This window comes from Methylobacter svalbardensis, from assembly GCF_037671525.1.
In the GTDB taxonomy this organism is placed as follows: Bacteria; Pseudomonadota; Gammaproteobacteria; order Methylococcales; family Methylomonadaceae; genus Methylobacter_A; species Methylobacter_A svalbardensis.
Genome location: NZ_JAWPOH010000022.1, coordinates 41,461 through 65,853 on the forward strand (window position 1 = coordinate 41,461; position 24,393 = coordinate 65,853).

A 24,393-nucleotide genomic window follows, 5' to 3' on the forward strand; every position below is an offset into this window, starting at 1 on the left:
ATTCCAAAAAACACAAATTACGACTACACTCAAGTATATCGAAGCAAGGTTAATCGCATAGAACGGGCTATCCAAATAGTACTGCTTAGACTTGCCGCTATGAGGTCAGCCTCGGTATTTTTTTGAAAATGAAACGAAGACGTCAATAGAAGATGAGGAGTAAGCTGAATAATGGATATTAAAGATTCAAACATACTGGTGACAGGCGGCTGCGGTCTGGTTGGCTCCACAACCATCGATTTGTTACTGCGGGACTATTCACCTGCAAGTATCGTCATTCTCGATGATTTAAGTCGGGGGACGCTGGCCAATGTTGAGGCGGCTTTAAAGAATACTCGTGTGACACTGGTTCAGGAAGATATTCGCGATCTGAAGTCCGTTCATAAGGCTATGCAGGGCATGGACGCGGTTATCCATATGGCAACCCTTCGTATCACCGCCTGTGCGGCCAATCCACGCGATGCGATGGGGATAATGTGCGACGGTAGTTTCAATGTAGTGGAGGCCGCACAGGTGGCCGGCATAAAAAAGGTAGTGGTGGCATCCTCGGCATCGATCTATGGTCTGGCCGACACCTTCCCTACGCGCGAGGATCATCACCCTTACAACAACCGCACCTGGTACGGCGCCAGCAAGATTATGCTGGAAGGACTGCTGCGTTCGTACAATGATATGTACGGGCTGCCCTACGTGGCGTTGCGCTATTTTAACGTCTATGGTCCTCGTATGGATATTCATGGCAAATACACCGAGGTGCTGATCCGCTGGATGGAGCGTATCGCTGCCGGACAGTCGCCACTGATCCTCGGAGATGGTGCCCAAACCATGGACTTCGTGTACATCGAAGACGTGGCCCGATCTAATATCCTGGCCCTGCAATCGGAACTGAGCGATGATGTCTTTAATGTCGCCAGCGGTACCGAGACCAGTCTCAATGACTTGGCTGCTGCACTTCTTAAGGTGATGGGTTCCGATTTGCAGCCGGAGTATGGGCCGGAGCGAGCAGTGAACCCGGTATCCCGCCGCCTGGCCGATACGACCAAGGCTGAACAGTTGCTTAAGTTCAAGGCTCAAGTTAACTTGGAAGAGGGGCTTGCGCATCTGGTCGACTGGTGGCGCACAAACAAGCCGGAGGTACAATCATGATCCCGATTACCAAACCCATGTTAGGCGAGAATGAGGCGGAGGCGGCACGGCGCGTTATCTTGAGTGGCTGGACTAGCCAAGGCCCGGAAGTTGCTGCGTTTGAAAAGGAGTTTGCACAATACGTAGGCGCACCGTACGCCTGCGCGGTATCCAGTTGCACCACCGCCTTGCATTTGGCGCTGCTGGCCGTAGGCGTGCAGCCTGGCGACGAAGTTATCACCGTCAGTCATTCCTACATCGCCACCGCCAACGTGATCCGCTACTGTGGCGCCACGCCGGTATTCGTGGACATCGAGCCAGCCATGTTCAATCTTGATCCCACTCAGATCGAAAGCGCCGTGACCGAGCGTACTCGTGCCATTTTATGTGTGCATCAGATCGGGATGCCCTGCGATCTGGCGGCGATTCTCGACATAGCGCACCGGCATTCGCTCCCCGTCATTGAAGATGCCGCTTGCGCCATCGGCAGCGAAATTCTTTGGCAGGGACAATGGGAAAAAATCGGTAAACCGCAAGCCGATGTTGCCTGCTTTTCGTTTCATCCGCGCAAGGTGATAAGCACCGGCGATGGCGGGATGATCACCACAGCGAATGCGGAATGGGACGCCAAGTTCAGACTGTTGCGACAGCATGGCATGAGTGTCCCGGATACTGTGCGCCATGGCGCAAGCCAGGTCATCTTCGAGTCTTATCCTATTGTCGGCTACAATTTTCGCATGACCGATATACAGGCGGCGGTTGGCAGGGAGCAACTTAAGCGTTTGCCCGAGATTGTCGACCAACGTCGGGAGTTGGCTTCCCGCTACCAGTCACTGCTCGCAGAAATACCAGGACTGGGTTTGCCGGTGGAACCGGACTGGGCACGCAGTACCTGGCAAAGCTTTTGTGTTCGCCTGCCTGTTGGAGCAGACCAACGTCAGGTTATGCAGTCCATGCTGGATGCGGGCGTGGCGACTCGTCGTGGTGTGATGTGCTCACATCGGGAGGTCGCTTATCCGGCTAATACATGGTCATGTGTCGGTAGAACTGAGGGTTGCGCCTGCACTGCTGGATTTTGCCAGTGTCTTAGTCACAGCCAAGAGGCGCAGGATCACACTATTATCTTGCCGTTATTTCCTCAAATGAGCCTTGACCAACAAGATTACGTTGTAAAGGCGCTTCATGATGCCTTGCGTATTTTTTAAATGAATAGAATCTCCATTTTAAAAAGTTATGGAACAATATACTAAAACACCAGCCGATTATTTTGACCTTGTGAAACGGCGCAAGTATTACATTGTAATTACTTGGCTGCTTATCAGCTTAACATCGTTAATCGTTGCGTATAATTTACCCAAAATTTATCGCTCAACGGCAACGCTGTTAATCGAAGCGCCAATTCCGACAAAACTTTTCGACTCGATAGATTCGCAATTTGGAGAGAGCCAGATTCAATCAATTTATCAACGAGTCATGACGACCGATAATGTGCTTTCGATTATTGACTCAAGTGGCCTTTATAACGATATCAGGGATGCCTATACGAAATATGAACTAGCGGATTTGTTCAGGGACAACGCTGAAGTTATGTTAGCCACCCCATCCTTCACACCTAAGACTAACTCAGGAATGACTGAAGTCGCCTTTGATATTTCGTTTAGTGATAGTGAGCCAACCAAGGCACAAGAGATTGCGAGTAAGTTAGCCACCTTGTTCCTTGAGCAAAATGACAAGGGCAGAGCTCAGCGTGCTATTAAAGCGACTGATTTCCTTATGGAGGAATCAGACAAGCTCAATCAAGAGCTAAGTGAAATTGATAAGAAAGTTGCAGATTACAAGGAGCAAAATAACTTCAGTCTGCCGGAGCAAATGCAAGGCAATTTGGCCGCAATAGACCGTGCGGAGAATGAACTGCGAGACACCGACAGTCAGATCCGCGCTACCAAGGAAAGAATTGCTTTTTTAACGGCGGACTTGACTAGAGCACAACAAGAAATACCCGGCAGGTTCGATGATAAAGCGCCTCAGAGCCGGGCAGATTCGCTAAGAAGCTTACGGGCGAAATACCTGCAAATTTCCAGCATTTATTCCCCTACCCATCCATCGGTAGTTCGTCTGAAACGTGAAATAAAGGCTTTTGACCCCGCTTTTGAAGGGATACCCGTTAAGGAAGACGTTCTCAAACAATTGGCAGAGACAAAGCATGAACTTAAATTGCTGCAGGAAACGTATGCCGGTAATCACCCGGATATAGCCCAGCGTAGAAAAAAAATCGATAGACTGGAACAACAATTGAACAGCAAACCGCTGGATACTGAACAGGAACAGGTGTCCACGCATACGACTAATCCGGCTTACTTCGGTGTAGAGGCTCAATATAAAAGCAGTCAATCAGAACTTCAGTCATTGATACAGAAGCAGGGTTATTTGAAAGAAAAACTTGAGAAAATGCACAATACCCTGTTAATGGCCCCACAGGTTGAAATAGGATATACCGACTTAATCAGGGAACGAGATAACACCATAAAGAAATACACTCAGCTCAAAGAAAAATGGCTGGATGCCAAGCTTGTTCAAACACTGGAAGAGCAGCAGCAAGGCCAAACCATTACGATCATCGAACAGCCTGCTATTCCTTCGCAGCCGGAAAAAGCGATCAGAATGAAAGTGGCCATTGGCGGTTTATTTATGGGCATCATTGCAGGTTTCGGTGTTGCTTTTTTGGTCGAATTCCTGGATCCTGGAATTAGGGGATACCGGGCAATTAGCGAAGTCACCGGTCTTATGCCGCTAGTGGTAGTCCCCTACATCGAGTCTCCATCCGAGTTAGAAGAACGCCTTGTTAAGCAGAATCAATTGAGGAAAATCATAGTCTGGACTAGCATAACATGCATCTTATTGGCTACCGTTGTCATGCTTATCTATTTCCTTCCTTTAGTGCAAACATGAATCAAATTCAGGAAAAATGTAATATAGTGACAACCAAACAATTGCGCCCTTCCTGGAGAGCAATCAATGAATAAAAGTATTAATGGATACCCGCTCGATTCGATCCGCTACACAAAAACTCAGTCGGTCATGATTGATCAGGATGTGCTGCGGGATAATCGAGTCATTATGGGACTCAACAACGATCCACGAGCGGATTTGTTTCGCGTGCTCCGGACAAATGTCCTCAAGCAGCTGCGGGAGAATAACTGGAACAGCTTCGCCATAACGAGCGCGACGCCAGAGGCAGGAAAAACCTTCATCTCCGTAAATCTGGCTATTGCGATAGCGATGGAGGGAAATCAAAGCGTTCTGCTCGTTGACGCTGATCTCAAATGCCCAAGAGTAGGTCAATGCTTGGGTCTTGAGTGGGAATTCGGACTTGTTGATTGCTTGAATATGGATGTTTCTTTGGAAGATACTTTAATCAACCCCGGCATTGAGCGCCTGGTTGTCTTGCCTGGAAACGATTCCAACAACAATTCTTCGGAATTGATTTCATCCCAAAAAATGGTCAATCTGATTAAAGAGATCAAATCGCGCTACGAATCCCGGATAATCATTTTCGATCTTCCCCCGCTTTTTTCAGGGGACGATGCGTTGGTGTTTATGCCCTATGTCGATGCTGCGCTGCTTGTTATAGAGGATGGGAAAAATACTTCCGAAGAGCTTCAACAGTCCATGTACATTCTGGAGCAGACCAACCTGCTTGGCTTGGTTCTGAACAAGTCAAGACAGCCGCTGACAACATACCAGTATGGATATGTATCAGAGGCTGACTAGAACTGACGGCAGTTTCTGACCTACGGACAGCATGATTGAGCATGGATATGCTGTATTTTTTAGCCCACCGGATAGGTAATTGCACTTATTGATTAAAGAAGTTGAATTATTTATCCTAAAGATGGTTGTAGAATATCAGCCGATTTTTTAGGATAAGGAAAAAACGTTAGTACTATGAATTATTCTAACTCTTGACTATGAAATTCACTGCAATGGAGACGGGTGTTGATGACCGGATTTTTCCGCCTTTTCTCGCTCATTGCGAACAACGCTCGATAGGTTTGGCTCCGACACTTTGAGTGGAGTGAATTACCCCGACCTAAAGGACGGAGCTTCAACGGGATGGTGCTCGGCACTATGTGCATGTGTCTTATGACCCTCGACTGGCAGTACTGCTGATTCCCAACGGGATCCTGATTAAGGAGATTTGATTGTGAGTAAAGATAAAAACCAAGTCAAGAGCACATCTTACATCCCCGCCCTAAACGGCGAGATTTTACGGTGCAGGAAGCAGTGGGAAACACATTAAAAATCAATTCAAGCCTTAACCCTCCTTTCGTCGGCGCATCAGCTTCTTATCATTAAACAGAGCAACTGGAGATAATGTGGAAATAGAGCAAGCCGTGGCGCCATACGTAATTATTACTCCTGCGCACAATGAGGAAGCTTTCATCGAAAAAACGATCCACTCCATGATTAACCAAACAGTCCGGCCACTTAAATGGATTGTGGTGAATGATAATTCAACGGACCGCACGGGAAAAATTGCTGAACAATACGCGAAGCAATATGATTTTCTTCAGTTGGTCAATTTGAGTCGATCGGGTGGAAGGAACTTCGGCAACAAAGTACGTGCTTTTAATTATGGTCTGAACGAGGCGCAGCTATGCGACTACCAATACATTGGCAATTTAGATGCCGACATCTCTCTGAATAAAGATTACTTCGAGAAGATCCTTTGTGAGTTTGATAGCTGCCCTAATCTCGGAATCGCTGGAGGAATGGTTTCAACCTGTATTGGCGATAAGTTTGTTAGTCAGGAGGTAGCGCTCGATAGCGTGGCAGGGGCTGTCCAATTGTTCCGTCGTGAATGTTTCGAACAGATAGGCGGATATCTGGCATTGCCACACGGCGGGATCGACGCCGCAGCAGAAATCATGGCCCGAATGAAAGGATGGAAGACGCGGACATTTGCTGATCTTCGCGTGTTTGAGCACCGCCGAACAGGCACCGCAACAGCCCGACCGCTGGCATCGAAAGTAAAGGACGGACAGCGCTTTCAATCGCTAGGATATGACTTCTTGTTCCTCAGTCTACGCTGTGTGTATCGCTTAATGGATCGGCCAAGAGTTGTAGGAAGTGTCGCCACTCTCTATGGCTATTTCAAAGGCGTAATCAAGAAGACTCCAATTGTTTTGCCTCCAAATGTTGTCCAGTATTTAAGGGCTGAACAGCGAGGCAAGCTCATGCGTTACTTAGGACGCTCGCATAGGTTACAAAAAGATATGTGATTTTGATCAGCTACATTTGCTAGTGCTTAATTATATAAGGGGCAATGTGATATATCGGTACGCCATGTTATTCAAATTGATTTATACATCAGGGATTATTAAAACAAAACATTAGTCGCCTATTAATCAACCTAAATTTAATCCAGGGATACATAACCTATGTCACAACATTCAACTACAATCGGCAACCTATCGTCCAACAGTATATTGCTTGACCATGAGTGGCAATGGAATATTCGCATGATGACTTTCTCATGGACGCAGTCGATACTTTAAAGAAATATCCTCATAATTGATGCAGAGGTAATAACTGTTATGTGCGGTATTTGCGGTATCTTTGATCGGTCAGGCGATCCCATCGACCACGCCACTCTCGAGCGGATGAATACGGTTCTCCAGCATCGGGGACCGGATGGGGAGGGATACTTTGTGGATGGCGGGATCGGGTTGGGGCATCGTCGGCTCAGTATCATTGACTTGGATGGCGGTGCCCAGCCGATGCCCAACGAAGACGGAACACTACAGGTTATTTTCAACGGCGAGATTTACAACTACATCGAGTTGAGAGAGGAATTGTCGGCCTTAGGGCATCGATTCCGAACACGCTCCGATACCGAGGTCATTGTTCATGCATATCAACAGTGGGGGGTAGAGTGCGTAAATCGATTTAACGGGATGTTTGCATTTGCAATAGTCAACGTACGCGAAAAAACCATGTTTCTGGCGAGAGATCATCTGGGCATCAAGCCTCTCTATTACATTTGGATCGGATCCCAACTGCTGTTTGCGTCTGAGATTAAAGCATTGCTACAACACCCCGATTGCCCACGCGAAGTTGATGTGGAATCGTTGGCTGAACTATTTACATTTCGATATGTCCCTTCACCAAAAACGCTGTTTAAAGGTATTTTTAAACTACCCCCCGGTCATATGATGCAGGTGAGCACCAGTTCTATGAGAACAGAGCGGTTTTGGAAATGGGTTCCTCAAATAAGAAAAAAATGGCATGAACGGGACTTGATCGAAGAATATCAAGGATTGCTTGACGATGCCGTCCGGCTACAATTGCGTAGTGATGTACCGTTGGGATTGTTTCTCAGCTCAGGTATTGATTCAGGCGTCCTTTTGGCTATTATGAGCAAATATTCTCCTAGCCGGATCCAGGCATTTACAATCGGTTTTGAGGGAGGCGAGAAGACAAATGAAGTTGCAGATGCCCGGTTTCTCGCAGATATGTTTGGAGCAGAACACCACTTCACAATGGTGGGTCCTAAAGACTACCTTGAGTATTACGAGCGCTTTCTGTGGGATATCGAAGAACCCGTCGGGCACGAAGCTGCAGCTGCTTTTTACTTTTTGGCAAAGGGAACCAGCTCGCATGTCAAAGTCGCTTTGACCGGTCAGGGAGCAGATGAACCCTGGGCGGGGTATGATCGTCATATAGGTGTCAAACTTTCGAACATATATAATCGCCTGCCATCTAATGTCACAGATCCACTTGCGTGGTTAGTGACTAGAATGCCTGGACGATTCGAACGATTGAAACGGGGCGTCGTTTCTCTTGGTGAACCTGATGTGCTGACTCGGTTTGTCAAGATTTACTCATTCTTTAGTGAGGATATGAAGCGCCAGCTTTTTGAGGGCGCCTTAAAAGAAAAGATGTTTGTTAATGGTTATCAGTCGAAAGAGGCCATTCGTCACCTTCAATCAGACGTTCAGCATTTGGATCCTGTTACGCAGATGCTCTACATCGACACGCGAGCTAATCTGCCTGACGATCTTCTCATGGTAGGGGATAAGACAGCTATGGCGAACTCCCTTGAAGTTCGAGTTCCTTTCCTGGACTATCGGTTGATAGAGTTTATCGAAAGTCTGCCTCCAAACCTTAAGCTACGCGGCTTTACGGGCAAATATCTTCATAAAAAGGCACTGGAAAAGTGGCTGCCAAAGGATGTGATTTACCGCAAGAAAAAAGGATTTGCGAATCCCATTGAAGAATGGTTCCGAACCGGGATGCAGAGCTACTTGGAGGAATATCTCTTGGGACCTGATTCGGCTTCGGCCTTATTCTTCAACCAGACATTCATTCGCCAAATGCTGATGGATGATCGAGATGGTAAGGATCAGTTTCGTCGCCATATTTATCTCCTGCTTTCTTTTGAATTGTGGTATCGAAAATTTATCCGCAAATAACCTTTAAGCAAACTTTAAAAATAACATGGATCTATCAATTATCATCGTTAACTGGAACTCCAAAGATTATCTTCAAAAGTGTATAGCATCGATATTGTCATGGACCACCGATATCAACTTTGAAATTGTGGTCATTGATAGTGCCTCTTTCGACGGTGTCGATGAAATGCTCAAGCGATGCTACCCGCAGGTTCGATTTATACAAAGCGACAGAAACCTAGGTTTTGCGAAAGCGAACAATGTGGCCTTTAGAGTGTCAACTGGCAGCAATATCTTATTTTTGAATCCAGATACCGAACTCATCGGTCCAGCCATAAATATTTTGCTTGATTATATTCAGATATTGCCAAAAACCGGCGCAATTGGCTGCAAGCTACTCAATGCAGACGGATCCGTCCAAACCAGTTGTATTCAAGCATTCCCAACGATTCTTAACCAACTGCTGAACTCGGAATTTTTAAGGGCCTTATTTCCGAAATTCTCGCTTTGGGGTATGGCATCGCTTTTCAACGCCAAGGATGAGCCTGCGGAAGTGGACGTGATTTCGGGGGCTTGTTTAATGTTGAAGCGATCGCTGTTTGAACAAGTTGGGCTCTTCAGCGGGGATTATTTCATGTACGCTGAGGATTTGGATCTCTGCTACAAAATCAGTCAAGCTGGTTTTACGAATTATTATATCCCCGGTGCCTCTGTCACACACTTCGGTGGAGGGAGTACAGAAAAGAGGCCCAGTGATTTCTCGGTCGTTATGATGCGTGAATCTCTTTGGCGATTTATGAAAAAAAACCGGGGGAATATTTATGGTTTAGCCTATCGGGCTTCTATAGCGATTTCGGCAATCGGTCGTTTGCTCCTGCTAATGATTCTATTACCTCTGCACTATTTCAGACAGAGCAGGCCATCATGGAATGCTTCGTTGAAAAAATGGCAGGCTATCCTGACTTGGAGCTTGGGACTCAAAGCTGCAGCATCAAACCAGTCATGAAACTGTTCATTGACTTTCAACCAGCACGAAAACTATCCGCAGACTGGAGATGATTATATGTGTGGTATCGTAGGCAAATTCTCCCTTGATGGCCGACAACCGGTTGATCCTGAACTCATTAAAAGAATGACAGACGTGATCGCACATCGTGGACCTGATGGCGAGGGGCAGCACGTAACAGGGCCAATTGGATTGGGGCATCGGCGACTATCCATTATCGATCTGAACACCGGCTCTCAGCCTATGTGTAACGAGGATGGCACAGTCTGGATTGTTTTCAACGGTGAGATCTACAACTACCTTTTACTAAGGGCCGAGTTGAAAGCCCAAGGTCATACCTTTAAGTCCGCCAGTGATACCGAGGTCATCGTCCACCTGTATGAAGAACTGGGGGAGCAGTGTGTATCGCGCCTCCAGGGCATGTTTTCGTTCGCCATCTGGGACGAACATAAACAGAAGCTTCTCCTAGCACGCGACCGCGTCGGCATCAAACCGCTGTACTACACCAATACTGGAACTGAACTACTGTTCGCTTCCGAAATCAAAGCTTTGTTTGTGGATACTTCGGTAGCTAGGAATATTAGCACGCGCGGCGTTGATCGCTTTTTAACGTACTATTATCTACCAGGAAATGAAACACTGTTCGAGAATATATACAAACTTGACCCCGGACACTATCTGACCGTAAGTAATGGCCAAATCAAGAAATGTCAGTACTGGGATTTGCATTTTGGTATTTCCCCGCGTTGGGAAAGATTCGATGAGGCTGTGGAGGCACTACAGGAATTACTGCAACGCAGCGTTAAAGACCACATGATTAGCGATGTTCCGGTCGGCGTGCTATTGAGCGGGGGCGTGGACTCGACCGGAGTATTGCGCTATGCGGTCGAACAGAGTGACCAGCCGATTCACACATTTACCGTTGGCTTCGAGGGGGAGGCTTTTCCTGATGAAAGGCCTTTTGCCCGGCTCGCCGCCCAACATTTTGGAACGATACATCAGGAAATTACTATTAGTGCAGCTGATTTTTGCAACTTTCTTCCAAAATATATCTGGCACATGGAGGAGCCGGTCTGCGAGCCACCAGCCTTCGCTCTTTATTTAGTATCACGGCTGGCTCGCGAGTCGTCGGTCAAGGTTTTATTGTCAGGTGAGGGCGGAGACGAGGCGTTCGGTGGTTACAGTAAATACAGGAACCTGCTGGCGCTGGAAGGCCTAAAGTCAGCCTTTGGGTCCGCAAGAGGTTCCTTAAGTTTCGGGATAGAGGCGCTGGCAAATCTAGGATGGAAACGTATTGCAAAATATTCCAATTTAATTAACCTACCGCTGTCGCAATATTACTTCAGTTTTACAGCAACGCCTGACACTCCATTTAACCGCCAAAAACATACCCTTTATAACAAAGATTTCATTAAGTTCCTCGGATCAAGGGCTTCCGACGAGCCTACACGGCTCCTCTTTGAACAAGCGGACGATTTACCACTGCTTCATCAAATGCTTTATGTTGATACTAAATCGTGGTTGCCTGATGATCTGCTGGTCAAAGCGGATAAAATGACTATGGCGACATCTGTTGAGCTGCGGGTGCCACTGCTTGATTCTCGAGTACTTGAATTTGCGGCTTCGTTGCCTCCACATTTTAAGGTTAGAGGCTTAACAACGAAACGCATCTTAAAGGCTGCCCTAAAGGACTCCGTTCCAAGTGCTATTCTCAATCGAAAAAAAACCGGCTTTCCCGTGCCTTATGATAGATGGTTAAAAAACGAAATGAAAGACTTCGTTTTTGAAACGCTCTTAAATCCTAATAGCAATCTGAGAAATTACTTTTGCAAAGAGAGCCTTATTAAAATGATAGAAATGAACCAGCGCGGAGAAGGTTATTCTCAAGAAATTTTTAGTCTGCTTGTACTCGAACTATTACACCAGCAATTCGTTGAGGGTCGCGGTGTGCCTTAGGGTATGTCCTGAAGTCGTTCTTGGTATAGCAGGATCTATAGAATAGTTTAATCCTGTAATAATGGTTAATATGAATTAAGGCTCAGCGAAATTGCAGAGTACGTAACTTAGTTTAACTGAAGCATTTTGCTAATCAGGTTGTTTTAATTATCTCAAACTATAAACTTTATGTTCAATGTTCAAAAGACGGCTCAGAAAATGAGGATTACATTCGTTCTTCCGTTCGCGGGATTGCAGGGAGGTATACGGGTGGTTGCGATCTACGCCGAACGATTAAGGCGACGAGGGCATGAGGTGGTGGTGATTTCGACGCCGCGGAAGGTTTCGATGCGGTGGAGGTTGGAGTCGTTCATATCCGGTCGAGGATGGCGAACCCGCCCAGAGCCTTCATATTTCGAGTGCTTAGACGTGGACCATCGAGTGCTAGAGAAGGTAAGGCCTGTAGTGGATACGGACGTGCCAGACGCGAATGTCGTGGTGGCGACCTATTATACGACTGCTTATGGGGTGCAGAATCTCTCTCCCGCGAAAGGCGCCAAGGTAATCTTCATCCAAGGTTATGAAGTGGAAGAAGGCAAGCCCAACCCAAAGTTGGACGCGACCTGGCGAATGCCGATGCACAAGATCACAATATCCAAGTGGCTAGTTCAACTGGCACGTGAAAAATTTGAAGATACGGTCGTTTCGCATGTACCCAACAGCGTGGATTTGGACCAGTTTCACGCTGCACCGAGAGGCAAAAGCCCGGTTCCCACGGTTGGACTATTGTATAATACCACTCCCCTAAAGGGGTGCGGTACTAGCCTCAAGGCGCTCGAGCGGGTTGTAACGGCTATGCCTTCGATTCGCCTTGTCTGCTTCGGTGCTGAGCATCCGGATTTTAGGTTGCCGCTCCCGCACTTCGCGGAGTTTCATTACCAGCCACCACAGGAAAAAATCAGGGAACTCTATGCGCAATGTGATGTGTGGTTGTGCGGAAGCAACGTCGAGGGTTTTCACTTACCGCCACTTGAGGCTATGGCCTGCAGGTGTCCGGTAGTATCAACTTGTGTTGGGGGGCCGATGGACATTATTGAGGAGGGCGTAAATGGTCATCTTGTCGATGTGAAAGATGTGGATGCGCTTGCGGATCGAGTGTTGCGCGTGTTGAACCTATCGCAAGAGCGGTGGCAGCAGATGTCGAATGCAGCTTACCGTACGGCGACCCGTTTCACTTGGGATGACGCAACGGACCTGTTTGAAAAGGCATTGGAGTTCGCCATAGAGAAGAATAAGCGCGGCGAGTTGCAAGATGAACGCGGTGTTTTGGATCGACATGCCCGTACAACAAATGAATAAAGCGGTGAAAAGGGTATACGCAACTAGGGGGCACCAGTGCTTGCTACAGATGAGGGGATTACATGATCCTGGGAACGCACTCGTATCGCTTCAGGGGAGAGAACAACTACTTCGGCATCGGGCCTAAGCCCACACTGAGAGGCATTGTTAACCTCCAGACCTGGGATTCTAATAAGGTCCCTGCTTGTAAGAATTTGGTTTACCTAGCCACCAGTCATTTGAAAACAGTTCATAATAGGATTTATATCTGATGAAAAGCCCAATCGTTAGCTTCGTCGTTCCGTGTTACAAGCTGGCTCATCTGCTCCCGGAATGCATCACTTCAATACTCTCTCAATCTTTTTCCGACTTTGAAATCCTCATCATGGACGATTGTTCCCCCGACAATACGTCGGAAGTCGCCCAGTCGTTCCGTGATCCCCGGGTAAAATACATCCGCAATGATTCGAATTTGAGGCATCTTAGGAACTACAATAAGGGGATCGGGTTGACCCGGGGCAAATATGTATGGCTGATTTCCGCCGACGATTACTTGCGAAAACCTTATATTTTGGAAAAATATGTTGGTCTTTTGGATAAACATCCAAACGTCGGATATGTCTTTTGCCCTGGATTAGGCGTTAGAGATGAAGTCGAAACTAGAATTTTGGGGCGTTATTCTGAGCGAGGGGACAGTGATCGTATCATTCCTGGTCATGTTTTATTGAAAAAGCTTCTCCGCGGAAACTTTGTGCTATGTCCTTCCGGGTTGGTCCGACGTGAATGCTACGATAGAGTCAGCTTTTTCCCATTAACTATGCCTTGGGCTGGCGATTGGTATTTGTGGTGTCTCTTCGCGCTATATTATGACGTTGGCTATTTCGCCGAACCAATGCTCTGTTATCGGGAACACCACGATCTAAGTATGACAACTAAGTTGGCTCGAGATAGTCTTGAAGGATGTGCCGCTGAGGAGGTTTCGATTCCATGGATTATCAGAAAAAAAGCTCTTGATGACGGCTACGTTAGCGTGGCAAAGGAATGCCTCAACGCAGTCTCTAAAACGTATGCGCGTATCTTAACGAGTGAGCGTTATCGAGAGTCTAGATTCTTTATGAATTTTGAAGCTCTGGAAGAGTCGTTACGTCAATACACTTCGAGTGAAACCGAGCAAAATTGGGTTCGCGCGCGAGTCTATGAGAGCGTGGGCAATGAATTTTATTGGCAGGGAAATTTGGCATCGGCCAAGCAATTTTATCAAACAGCAATCAAGAAGGATCCTCGGATGGCATCGGTCCACCTTAAACTGTTATTACTTGCTCTCGGAAAGCCGGGCGATTTCCTAAGAAGAACGATTTTTTCGTTCCGTTAAGTTGGTGGAAGGTTGCAAATTGTCGTTTAGCGTCATACGAGTAACCCATTTGTGGTATCGGACTGCTGGAAAAGAAGTCGCGCTTGAGTCGATCGTCTCTCTGTTGACGGGCGATCGCAATGTTTGAATAGATGCTGAGCAAATAGCTGCAAGAGTTAAATATAAGAACACAAATGACTGGTCGAAATAAGAGACCGATAGGAATGTAGCGGCGTGCGAGAAGAGTGAAGCCCCAAGTGCCCAGATCATGAATTGAGACGCCGGGGGTTGTGGGTTGTATGCCTGCTGTAACGTTTGTCCCACGAAGGAAAACCCTTTGGCGAGGATGGCAATGAACAGCAACATTAAAGGCAGCCCCCCATATACCCCCATAACTAGGTAATGATTGGTGATGTCAATGTGCTCTGGACTCCAACCAACACCATAGTCCATCCAGTGGCGGGTGTAATCGGTACCCGCGAGCCACCATTCAGAGAGGTGTTCTAGAGCTGCCTCGATTAATGCAGCTCGGTGCCAACTGGCGCTACTCCCCGTCAGATCAATACGCGCTACAAGGTAATACGCCGGAGCCTTCATAACCAAATCCAAACCAATATAGGCCAGGACTGCAAGCCACCGGATAAGCCGCATTTGGTCGCGCCAATACCACATAAACAAAGCCCCTATGGCGAATAATGCGCTCATGATTGGTCCACTGGAAGCAGATGCAACAATTATTGAACAACATGCCACAATTCCTGCAATCGCAGTCTTTCTGTGTTGTTGCCAGATGCCAATCATTAATGGCAAGGATACTGCACCGACTGACCCTGCGAGTATCGAATGAGCAAAAGGCCCTTGAGCACGAATCCTGCCATTGCGTACCTCAGACATCTCCGAGACACCACCCAGTACGGAAAAAATATTGTGCCCCGTCATTTGTTCGGAAAGCATTTCGATGGATAGTGGAATCAACAGGAAAGCCGTTATGCGGCATAGCCCGACTACGTCGTCCAACGATTGACAAAAAGCGCGAAGAAGGAAATAGATGCCGCACCCGTTATAAACAAGGCCGAGCCGGTTTACTAACACTCCAGAGATATCTTTGTGAAAGAAACTGCTAATCAATGCCCAGGCAGCCCATGTCACCATCAACAGGTCGAGACTGGTTATCCTACCCGCCAAACGCTCACCCCGTACTATCGCCCTTACAAGCCCAACGGCTATCAATATTCTGATGAAGTGAAAATGAAACGGTCCCAGCGTGACTTCTTGACCGACTGTCATGTAACAAGCTCCGACTAGAAGAGGCAGAGCTGCCCATTGCCGCGAGAGCATTAACAACGCCCCCGCATTAATCATCAAAAAAACTATACCAATACTATTCATTCAAATAAAAAATCCTCTCAGCGCAAGAGTTTGTCTGGTAATAACTATTAGTAAATATAGAGGTTCGGAAGTAGCGCATAGTTCCTATTCCCGTGAAACTCATCAAGTTACAGGTTGATAGCCCTAAAGTCCTCATCGGTGACTCTGAGTTCCTTTGGGTACGTTGCGAAATAGCGTTCTGTTCGCACCTGTAAACAGCTATGAGTGATATGTAGAAACTTTAATGCTAATTTTCTGAAAATTATAACCTCTTTCTTCCAATAAATTTACTATGAAAAAAATCTGGTGTCCGGCGTCAACTATCCTGCCCGAATGGTGATGGTTGGGTAAAAGCAGCAGGTCAAGCCATTCTTAAACAGAACAGTGATGATCCAATAAAGCTGCCAAAAAATATGAAAAATAACTAATATTAATTCAATGAGATGGAGTATGTGTTACTCATTTAGGAAGGAATCCTTACGGTCACCCAAGAACTGGCTGTTTCCTTTCACTTCCCTTGATGCGAGTCGAAAGACTTGAGGTTTTCGAGCAGTGTCAGATATACCGCTTTGTGCTCCGCCCATTGAAATCGCGAAAACCAACTGTCCTGCAACTCTGCTGTCAACTTTTTGGCCTCGGCGTAGTTCTCCCGCACCCACCTGATCTTATTTGCCGTTTCTTGTGGTGTCGGGTCATTGATATACAACGGATGATCATCACCGAAGTAATGCCGCACCGTTTTGGTTGGCGTAAACACCGCCGGAATCCCGAACGCCAAATACTCCAACAGCTTGGTCGGTAGCATGTAGTCTGTGCTGATCTCGTGCCGGGTCGGTATGACCGCAAGGTGCGCTTCCTTGATAGACGGAATGACCTGCTCTATCGGCACGAACCCATTCGAAAACCAGATACGGTCGTTCAATCCGAATTGCTGCGCCTGTTCATGAAGGTCGGATAGCTGATCCCCGTCGCCGAACAACTGTAATCGGGCTCCTGGCAACTCATCGCGCAGGATGTTAAGGGCGCCAACCGCGAAATCCAATCCGAGCCGGTGAGTTATAGTGCCGTGGTAGATCAGGCGGAATTCACACTCTGGGTCTTGTTTGGCGGTAGCCAGTGTCGGATCGGTCAACGTGAACTGAGGAACGAACAACTTGTCATCCGGGAGATTCAACAAGACCTGAATCTTCGCAGCCGGAATCCCATGCTCCTTGAGCAACTCTTTCTTGGGATGCTCCGCAGTGAGCACCTTGTGCGCCGCCCTGGCCGACATGACTTCCATGAACTTGATGAGTCGGATCTTCCAGTGCGTCGCCGGAACCTGAAACTTTGTCATGTAGATCTCGGGCATCACATCATGCACATCCAGAATCACTTTCGCCCCGAACAGGCGAGGCAACAGCGCCGTTACGACCATGAAATCCGGCATGGTGTTGACATGCACCACGGCGAACCGAGACTTCAGGTGGTGCTTCTGGACTTCCCAGCTCGCCAACAGGAGGAACCGCAGGTAGCTGAGCACATAGGTGGCGGAGCTTCCACCGCGGTAACGGGGCATGGGTAGTTCGTGGAGGGTGATGCCTTCGATCTGGGATGTACGGGCTGAGCCATCCTGGGAAAGAGAATAAAAATGGACATCCCAGCCCGCTTCCGCTGCCAACGTGGCCTCTCGCCGACAGCGGGGATCGGTCTGGTAGTGGGTGTAGGCCACCATGGCGATACGGGTGAGTAGAGAGGGGTTGTGGACGAGAGGATCGGTCATAAATAATATAAAGCTAGTTCTTCTAGTTCTTGCTGAGGATTATAACCTTTTTATCCTAACAAACTTACTATAAAAAGAAATTTGGGCTGAAATAGGCAAAAGTGAAATTTGTTTCGTATTTGCGTCTGTTGAAATGACAGCCACAAAGTCGAAATCAGTGTTACAGGAAAAAACGCCTGTGCGGCAAAACCATCGCAGCTCATCCGCCGTTGAAGGGCACTATGGTCACCTCTCCCAAATGTACCATAACGGACGGGGCTTGACGGGAAGTCGCTTGAAGGTTTGACGGCCATCCTAACGATGGGTTGAAACGCAGTGATGGCACATCTGCTGCCGAACGCTTGTTTGGCTCAGCCTTCCCTGATTTTTTTGACTGGTTGGTTAGCCAGATGGGCGAGCTTCCCTTACCAAAGAAAGCTCGCCAGCAAATCCTACGCAACCCTTTGAAATTAGAAGATGTCTCGGTTTATAAGTGGATAGCCCAGCCGGCCAGAACGATGATCAAGGCCGTAGCTGGTTGGTCTTCCACCAGATTCCTCTATGTTTGGTAGATGTCAGACTGTTTACTGTTGTCTGAGGTTCTGGGGCGGAGACAGAACTAGTACGGGATTATTACCTACAAATTCAAAAGCCCCTCTGTCCCACGCTCCATCTCCACCCCTCGCATTTCTAACAACATCAATATCATATGGCGCGGAAAAGGTAGTTCCCGCTTTGCTTGCTGCTGACAGACGCATATCATTACCAAGCTCATTTACAAATGGACTCCCTGTTCCGATCTGTCCATTAGCTTCCGTGGGAGTGCTTGTTGTACTAAAATAGGCATTGTAATCTTTTTTTCCAGTAAAGTTGGCACCTATTGAGGCAATTGAATTATAAATAATGTTGTTATAAACATTAGCGCTCACATCATGTCCGATCCAGGCCCCATTTTTGTATCCGTTATCGACGTTATCAAACGTATTATTATAGATTGCTCCATTGAGAGTGTAATGGATACCGGCGATGATCCCGTCTCCGCCAATCATATTCTTGAAGACGTTCCCATAAATGTAATAGGGTCCAGCCGGGCCGTTCAGAACCACAATACTTCCTGTCCCTGTGCTTCTTCCTTCAAACCAATTATATCTGATAGTGAGATTATCTAAATGTCCATAATTATTGTTAATATCTTCCCCATGATTGGCGGCAGAGCTATATCCGTTGAGGATAACATTATGTTCGATCAACCAATTATTCATTAATAATCCAGCAGATGTGGCCCACACTGCATTTGACCAGCCATCTACAAGGCAATGACTGAAAGTGACATTATTGACTGATTTTGTACTGTTATCTGTTGAAAGGAAGAATTTTTCAACATCTCCGGTAGGGGCGGTTGCAGTAATATGAGCTATTTTGACATCTGATATAGCTGAACTTAAGTTGTAGACCTTAACTGCATAGTTGACCGGGTTAAATTTGAATCCGTATTGAGACTTTGTTTTGGACCAGTTTGGGCCAACTGACCCATCAAATATCCAATAAGACGTATTGAAGGTAACGCCTGATGTCCATGTTGCCTGGGTATTTTCTACGGCATAAGTATTACTCCACCCCGTATCTATTCCATGGTCCGCAATAGTCGCCCCTTTGATTGTAATAACAGAAGTTCCTGATGCGGGGGTGTTGAAAGTACGTCCAGAATACGACCCGCCAGCAATATAGTAGGTGTCTCCTCTAACTAATGTTGAGGGCAGTGAAGTATAAGCGTTGGTCCAGTCGTTACCATTACTGGCTCCAGCGGCACCAGACCTAATGTAATGATTAGCTGCAATCGCCGTCTCAGCGGCGAATAGAAATACAGCAAGCATTGCTAATTGTGTTATCGTTTTCATTGTTTTTCCCCTTATTGGGATTTGTCGTTAAAAAATACTAGAAGCTTGGGCACATAACCCCTTTCGAACATACTGTTCAGTATCCTTAGGCCAAAATATAATAATATCTGATTAAGTCACTAAATTTAAGTGTCTCTCTTTTTCCTCTTAATTTTGTCTTTAAAAGATACCTAGAGTCTAGTTGGAGCCAGAGTAGGCAACTAACTACTAATCGCACTAGCAGCCGACGAATACTGGTCTCGCCCAATGCGATGCCAGCCCCGTCGGTATGCCGTTTAAACGGTCAGTAAGCAGGTGTTAAATCCCATTCCCATAGACTGACATTGAGGCATTGGTTTGATAGCCATATGATGAACCAGCCCATGTAGCAGGTAAGCTCGTCAGTGTACTACTGTTAGAAGTCCTTTCCATTACACTGGTTCCCGATCCCACTTGGTCAAGAAATCCGACTTGCCCATCCGGTCCCAATATCGCAAGCCAATAAGGTTTGCCTGCGGTAACAGAGGCTGCGGAAATCGTTACCGAGTTCCACGCTCCAGGCTTAAGCGTATTTAATGCGCCTTTAGCGACAAGAGTCCCAGGGTGAGCGTTATTGTCTGTATAGATACCGGCGACCAACTTTGTTGCGGTTGTGGCGCTGGCATCCAGATAAACCTTCACTTCGGTTACTGAGCCGGACTTCGCGGGAACCGCCCGGAACGCTTGTGCTACGCCCTTCGCTCTGTAATCGACCCAAGGCTCCAGGTTCTTGTTACCAAGGATAAACTGCAATGTAGCACTAGAAGTACTAGCGCCACTAACTGGGGTCGCTAAGTTGTTGCCGACTTCCGTTGCGGTCAAAGCTCGGTTGTAGATTCGCACCTCATCGATATAACCGTTGAAATACTCGCCCCAAACACTGTTTCCACCGAGGCGCAACACGCCGCCGGATTGTTGAATCAAGCCACTCTGTGCGCTATTGGCGACCTCGATGCCATTCACATAAAGCCGCTGATATTGACCGTCGTAGGTTGACACCAGGTGAGCCCAGGTATTCACCGGCAAGCGGTTCGGACCGGTAACGCCTCGGTAACTTCCATTGTTGATATAAGAAACAGGTAGATTGGCATCTTCATCGGCATAGAGGGCATAGACCTCAGCACCGGAGCTTTCTTTCAAGATTACCGTTTGCCCGCCGTTGGTCATTGCCAGCGGGTATACCCACGCTTCAAGGGTCATGCTGGCTGAAAGATCCAGTGATGCGCTGTCTTTGACTGTGACCCAGGCATTGGTGCCATTAAAACTCAGTGCCTTTCCACTATGGCCGTTGGCGATACTGACGGCATTAGTAATGGTGCCGTGGTTACTATTACCTGAGGCATCCGTAGCAGTCGTGCCACTGGTCTCCTCAAATCCATAGGCCGCCACCAAGCCGTTATTACTGGTAGCAGTTGCCGGAGGTGTAGTCGTAGTACTCGTAGGTGTAGTCGTAGTGCCCGTAGATGTAGTCGTCGTAGTTGGAGCCGTCACGGTAATCAGGTTCGGATAGCTCTTGGTGACGCTTCCGCTGGATCCGGTTGCCGTCAGGCTTACATTATACGTCCCTGCGGTCGGATAGGACGCTGTGGTAACTTTAGCCGTGGTGTTCGTCACGGTAGGCGTGTATGAACCGGGAAAACTCCATGTCCAACTCGTAACCGTACCTGTTGTGACAGGCGTGAAATCCACCGCTAAAGTCGCGACACCGCTGGTTTTACTCGCCGTGAAATCCGCCGTTAATGCCGTCGTCGCGGCAGTGACAGGTACTGTCAAATTGGTTTCATTGGAATAAACGCTCTCGGTAGCCTTGGTCGAGTCATAGGCCTTTACCGCGAAATAGTATTTGGTACCCTCCTGTAGCCCGGACACCGCATAAGTAGTCTTGTTACCCGCATCAATGGTTGTGGCGTAATTGCCGCTGCTGGTGCCGTAAGATACTTTATAACCGCCCAGGCTTGATGAGGTACTGGCATCCCAGGCGAGATTCGCGGATGCCGCAAATAAATTGCCACTGAATAAAAACAGGGCGAGTCCGGCCAACAAAAAATGAGTGAACAGCTCGCGCAAAGAGATGTTCGTAAGATGATTTTTCATGATAGATTCCATAGTTCTCTTAATTGAAATCAGACTTAAAGATATAGGGGGCAACCCTAGGTGAATGAGAAGAGCTAAAGGCAGCTTCTGAAAGGCGGGTTAAGGTTGAAAACAAAACTGATTTAGTCACAATATTACCTCTATTAAATAAGAACATTAGTTTATGAGACACTTGATGTGTCTTCTTTATATTGCATTGAATTATATGAAAAAATAACAAGAGTATGAGAGGGGCCCATCTCACTCATGCGAAATGATTTCTATAAAACTCACGTAAAGTGTAATTTGGAAAAGTCACAAAAAACGTGAAGTCCATTCCATTTCATCCATGCGAAAGGATTTCTATAAAATCCGGGCAAAGTCTATTGATTGAATATTAATGCTTTCTTAAATATACGTACTATTACTTGCATATTTTTACGTAGGTAATACTACCTAGGTGTTGGGTGCTATTTGATGGTCAATATGTCGTTTGTTCGGCGAACACTATCTTGACCAGTTGATCGATGTGTAGCGCAAGAGAGGATATCTGTAGCGTCCAAGTCAGTCGCCTAACTCGGTGATGCCGGACTGTTCAGGTATCAGGGCGATGAACGGCAACTAATTAATCAATCTTCCTTGCTGGTTTAAACCTCGGCCTTTAGGCATGGCTATCTACACAAGTCATCATAACCGGACGACATCCTCGTTCCCACGCTACCGAGATGGTGAAAGACTTGTTCTTAGCATCAATCGACTCGATAACCACGAAGAACACGGAGAGCACGAAGTTTTTAATGCTTTGATGAATAGGGTTATTTTCTCCGCGTCCTTCGTGTTCTCTGTGGTAATTAATTTTTCAGCACGATTTGGATAATACTTTTCTAGTCTCTGGAGCATGAGAACCCCCGTCCTGCTTAGCGTTTTACGTTGTGTAGATAGCTATGGCCTTTAGGCCGAAAGGAGCGCCCGCAACAAGCGAAGCGATGTTGCTTTATCGGGCGCGGATTGGGGAGGGGATGCATACCCCTTCCCAATCGTTGGCGTCATCCCAACGGGATGTTTCCTTATTGCTGCGCCAAAATGCGATTCTGTAAGTCATTTTCGGCGTGTCTTTGACATCGTTCACACCATGTGCCCGAGAGTGTATACTGACAACTGATCCATTTTAATTACCAATCCCCGAACCGATGCTTGGCTTCGTTCGGCTGAAGCCGCTTACTAATCTGGAAATCCCATGACTAAAAAACATACCTACGGCCAGATTTTAAAGTCTTCGGCGGTGATCGGCGGCTCGTCGGTGCTGAACATTGCCATTGGGATCGTTCGAACCAAGGCAATGGCGATGTTGCTGGGTCCGTCCGGGGTCGGGTTGATGGGGCTGTACGGATCGATTACCGAACTTACGATTAGCATTGCTGGAATGGGCATTAACAGCAGTGGCGTGCGGCAAATCGCCGAGGCAGTCGGTTCGGACGACACCGAGAGAATTGCGCGAACTGCCGCAGTGCTGCGACGAATATCAATCTTCCTCGGATTGCTTGGCGCGGTTTTTCTTATAGGGTTTTCAGGGCCGCTATCGAAGCTGACTTTTGGCAACGACCAACATGCTACCGCTGTAGCGCTACTGTCAATTGCCGTGTTTTTCAATCTAGTATCCGCGGGTCAGGGCGCATTGATACAAGGCATGCGACGCATTTCTGATCTCGCCAAGATGGGGATATTGGGCACTCTCTTCGGGACTCTCATCAGTATCCCCGTGGTATATTTCCTCCGCGAAGACGGCATAGTCATTTCGTTAGTACTTGTCGCCGCGATGGGTATTCTCACATCCTGGTGGTACAGCCGAAAAATACAGCTACAAACACCTGCGATATCGGCTTCCCAAGTGGGGCAGGAAGCAACCGCTCTGCTGAAGCTCGGTTTTGCATTCATGATAAGCGGACTATTGATGTCAGGTGCCGCCTATGCAGTACGCCTCATAATCGTTCGCAAAGTCGGCTTCGATGCCGCTGGATTGTACCAATCGGCTTGGACACTGGGTGGGATCTATATCGGCTTTATTTTACAGGCGATGGGAGCGGACTTCTATCCTCGTTTAGCCGCTATCGCGAAGGATAATACAGAATGCAATCGTGTGGTGAATGAACAGGCCCACGTCAGTATGCTGTTAGCGGGGCCAGGTATTATTGCAACCCTGACATTTGCGCCACTGGTCATTGCGCTCTTCTACACCCCTAAATTCGAAGGCGCGGTGGAGATCTTGCGCTGGCTATGTTTGGGAATGAGCCTTCGGGTGATTTCCTGGCCGATGGGTTTCATTATCGTAGCCAAAGGTGTGCAAAACCTCCTGATATTTTCAGAACTGGCCTGGACTGTCGTCTACCTTGGTCTCGCCTGGGTCTGTGTGAGCTCTTTCAATTTGAAGGGCGCCGGTATCGCGTTCTTTGGATCGTATGTTTTTCATGTGTTTATGATCTACGCAATCGTTCGGCGGCTCAGCGGCTTTCGCTGCTCCACCGCGAACTTGCAAACAAGTTTTCTGTTTCTTGGCTTGATCGCAGTCGTTTTCTGCAGTTTCTATGCATTGCCACCCTTGTTAGCGATAGGGGTTGGCACACTGGCTGTTTTGCTGAGCGGTATTTACTCGACTCAAGTTCTCCTCAATCTTATCTCCCTGGATCGAATTCCGCGCCCCGTACTCCGGGTGCTTGTTTGGTTCCGTCTGGCGCCTTCTAGTTGCAAAGAACTTGATGGCCTGGAGTCTATCTGCAAAACCGCAATAAGCGCCTCAGTTGTGAGAAATAAGCCATTTGTAGACATAAAATGGTCAATATTTGCATATATGGCTTGTACTTTATTTTCCATGTGGGTGCACTGGTATGAAGGGACCTATGGCTGGTTGGCTGTATTGGGTTCTTTTGAGTCGGAACTCAAGATGCTAGTGTCAATTTTTCATATATAGTTTCTCAGGTAAATAATTTCCAAGCCACTACAGTAAAATTCACGCAGGGATTGCGAAATCTTCACGCATTTTCTTCATGACACACAAAACTTTACTGGCATCTTGCATATACGTCTTGAAA

Annotated in this window: 17 protein-coding genes; 13 read left to right on the top strand and 4 right to left on the bottom strand. The window is 47.3% G+C overall.

The genetic code is table 11. The annotated features are described in order from the left end of the window. Positions 1-171 precede the first annotated feature (171 nt). The 10 genes from RW114_RS10550 (at position 172) to RW114_RS10595 (ending at position 14,230) form a co-directional block, all read left to right on the top strand. On the top strand, positions 172-1,146 hold the full coding sequence (locus tag RW114_RS10550) for an NAD-dependent epimerase/dehydratase family protein (RefSeq protein ID WP_340122710.1): 975 nt from the start codon (positions 172-174) through the stop codon (positions 1,144-1,146). Then, the gene (locus tag RW114_RS10555) at positions 1,143-2,330 is read left to right on the top strand and encodes a DegT/DnrJ/EryC1/StrS family aminotransferase (protein WP_340122711.1); all 1,188 of its coding nucleotides are present in this window, start codon (positions 1,143-1,145) and stop codon (positions 2,328-2,330) included. The genes RW114_RS10550 and RW114_RS10555 overlap by 4 nt, the downstream gene beginning before the upstream one ends. A 28-nt stretch (positions 2,331-2,358) precedes the next feature. Further along, positions 2,359-4,074 (top strand): GumC family protein, encoded by a 1,716-nt coding sequence (locus tag RW114_RS10560; RefSeq protein WP_340122712.1) that lies wholly within the window; start codon positions 2,359-2,361, stop codon positions 4,072-4,074. Positions 4,075-4,140: 66 nt separating this feature from the next. Then, complete coding sequence (locus RW114_RS10565; RefSeq protein WP_340122713.1) at positions 4,141-4,896, top strand: CpsD/CapB family tyrosine-protein kinase; 756 nt, start codon at positions 4,141-4,143, stop codon at positions 4,894-4,896. 605 nt (positions 4,897-5,501) lie between these two features. After that, positions 5,502-6,407: a glycosyltransferase family 2 protein gene (locus RW114_RS10570; RefSeq protein ID WP_340122714.1), complete on the top strand. Its 906-nt coding sequence runs from the start codon at positions 5,502-5,504 to the stop codon at positions 6,405-6,407. A 315-nt stretch (positions 6,408-6,722) separates the two neighbouring features. Continuing rightward, positions 6,723-8,600 carry an asparagine synthase (glutamine-hydrolyzing) gene (asnB, locus tag RW114_RS10575; protein WP_340122715.1) on the top strand — a complete coding sequence of 626 codons (1,878 nt, stop codon included), beginning with the start codon at positions 6,723-6,725 and terminating at the stop codon, positions 8,598-8,600. A 25-nt stretch (positions 8,601-8,625) separates the two neighbouring features. Continuing rightward, the gene (locus tag RW114_RS10580) at positions 8,626-9,585 is read left to right on the top strand and encodes a glycosyltransferase family 2 protein (protein WP_340122716.1); all 960 of its coding nucleotides are present in this window, start codon (positions 8,626-8,628) and stop codon (positions 9,583-9,585) included. A gap of 9 nt (positions 9,586-9,594) precedes the next feature. Next, positions 9,595-11,541, top strand: a complete 1,947-nt coding sequence (gene asnB, locus RW114_RS10585) for an asparagine synthase (glutamine-hydrolyzing) (protein WP_340122717.1) — start codon at positions 9,595-9,597, stop codon at positions 11,539-11,541. 456 nt (positions 11,542-11,997) lie between these two features. Next, positions 11,998-12,879 (top strand): glycosyltransferase family 4 protein, encoded by an 882-nt coding sequence (locus tag RW114_RS10590; RefSeq protein WP_340122718.1) that lies wholly within the window; start codon positions 11,998-12,000, stop codon positions 12,877-12,879. A gap of 250 nt (positions 12,880-13,129) precedes the next feature. Then, positions 13,130-14,230: a glycosyltransferase family 2 protein gene (locus tag RW114_RS10595; RefSeq protein WP_340122719.1), complete on the top strand. Its 1,101-nt coding sequence runs from the start codon at positions 13,130-13,132 to the stop codon at positions 14,228-14,230. Here RW114_RS10595 and RW114_RS10600 read toward each other — a convergent pair. Next, complete coding sequence (locus tag RW114_RS10600; protein WP_340122720.1) at positions 14,201-15,496, bottom strand: O-antigen ligase family protein; 1,296 nt, start codon at positions 15,494-15,496, stop codon at positions 14,201-14,203. The two genes, RW114_RS10595 and RW114_RS10600, sit on opposite strands and share 30 nt — an antisense overlap. A 589-nt stretch (positions 15,497-16,085) precedes the next feature. Beyond that, positions 16,086-17,339, bottom strand: a complete 1,254-nt coding sequence (locus RW114_RS10605; protein WP_340122721.1) for a glycosyltransferase — start codon at positions 17,337-17,339, stop codon at positions 16,086-16,088. Positions 17,340-17,472: 133 nt separating this feature from the next. Here RW114_RS10605 and RW114_RS20970 point away from each other — a divergent pair, with 133 nt between their 5' ends. Continuing rightward, positions 17,473-17,625 carry a DUF6399 domain-containing protein gene (locus RW114_RS20970; protein ID WP_422614805.1) on the top strand — a complete coding sequence of 51 codons (153 nt, stop codon included), beginning with the start codon at positions 17,473-17,475 and terminating at the stop codon, positions 17,623-17,625. 19 nt (positions 17,626-17,644) lie between these two features. Then, entirely contained in the window at positions 17,645-17,890 is a 246-nt protein-coding gene (locus RW114_RS10610) for a DUF6399 domain-containing protein (protein ID WP_340122722.1), read from the top strand. 12 nt (positions 17,891-17,902) lie between these two features. Here RW114_RS10610 and RW114_RS10615 read toward each other — a convergent pair whose 3' ends face one another. Continuing rightward, a complete protein-coding gene (locus RW114_RS10615; RefSeq protein ID WP_340122723.1) occupies positions 17,903-19,216 on the bottom strand; it encodes a hypothetical protein in 1,314 nt (437 codons plus the stop codon). A gap of 297 nt (positions 19,217-19,513) precedes the next feature. After that, positions 19,514-21,328, bottom strand: coding sequence for a LamG-like jellyroll fold domain-containing protein (locus tag RW114_RS10620; RefSeq protein WP_340122724.1), 1,815 nt, complete (start codon positions 21,326-21,328; stop codon positions 19,514-19,516). 1,216 nt (positions 21,329-22,544) lie between these two features. Here RW114_RS10620 and RW114_RS10625 point away from each other — a divergent pair. After that, a complete protein-coding gene (locus RW114_RS10625) occupies positions 22,545-24,272 on the top strand; it encodes an oligosaccharide flippase family protein (protein ID WP_340122725.1) in 1,728 nt (575 codons plus the stop codon). The last annotated feature ends 121 nt before the right edge of the window (positions 24,273-24,393 follow it).

Coding starts and splice junctions, on each gene's coding strand:
- RW114_RS10555 (WP_340122711.1), top strand. CDS start 1,143: ATGATCCCGATTACCAAACCCATGTTAGGCGAGAATGAGGCGGAGGCG.
- RW114_RS10625 (WP_340122725.1), top strand. CDS start 22,545: ATGACTAAAAAACATACCTACGGCCAGATTTTAAAGTCTTCGGCGGTG.
- RW114_RS10620 (WP_340122724.1), bottom strand. CDS start 21,328: ATGAAAAATCATCTTACGAACATCTCTTTGCGCGAGCTGTTCACTCAT.
- RW114_RS10565 (WP_340122713.1), top strand. CDS start 4,141: ATGAATAAAAGTATTAATGGATACCCGCTCGATTCGATCCGCTACACA.
- RW114_RS10615 (WP_340122723.1), bottom strand. CDS start 19,216: ATGAAAACGATAACACAATTAGCAATGCTTGCTGTATTTCTATTCGCC.
- RW114_RS10550 (WP_340122710.1), top strand. CDS start 172: ATGGATATTAAAGATTCAAACATACTGGTGACAGGCGGCTGCGGTCTG.
- RW114_RS20970 (WP_422614805.1), top strand. CDS start 17,473: ATGACAGCCACAAAGTCGAAATCAGTGTTACAGGAAAAAACGCCTGTG.
- RW114_RS10595 (WP_340122719.1), top strand. CDS start 13,130: ATGAAAAGCCCAATCGTTAGCTTCGTCGTTCCGTGTTACAAGCTGGCT.
- RW114_RS10605 (WP_340122721.1), bottom strand. CDS start 17,339: ATGACCGATCCTCTCGTCCACAACCCCTCTCTACTCACCCGTATCGCC.
- RW114_RS10560 (WP_340122712.1), top strand. CDS start 2,359: ATGGAACAATATACTAAAACACCAGCCGATTATTTTGACCTTGTGAAA.
- RW114_RS10600 (WP_340122720.1), bottom strand. CDS start 15,496: ATGACAGTCGGTCAAGAAGTCACGCTGGGACCGTTTCATTTTCACTTC.
- RW114_RS10580 (WP_340122716.1), top strand. CDS start 8,626: ATGGATCTATCAATTATCATCGTTAACTGGAACTCCAAAGATTATCTT.
- asnB (WP_340122715.1), top strand. CDS start 6,723: ATGTGCGGTATTTGCGGTATCTTTGATCGGTCAGGCGATCCCATCGAC.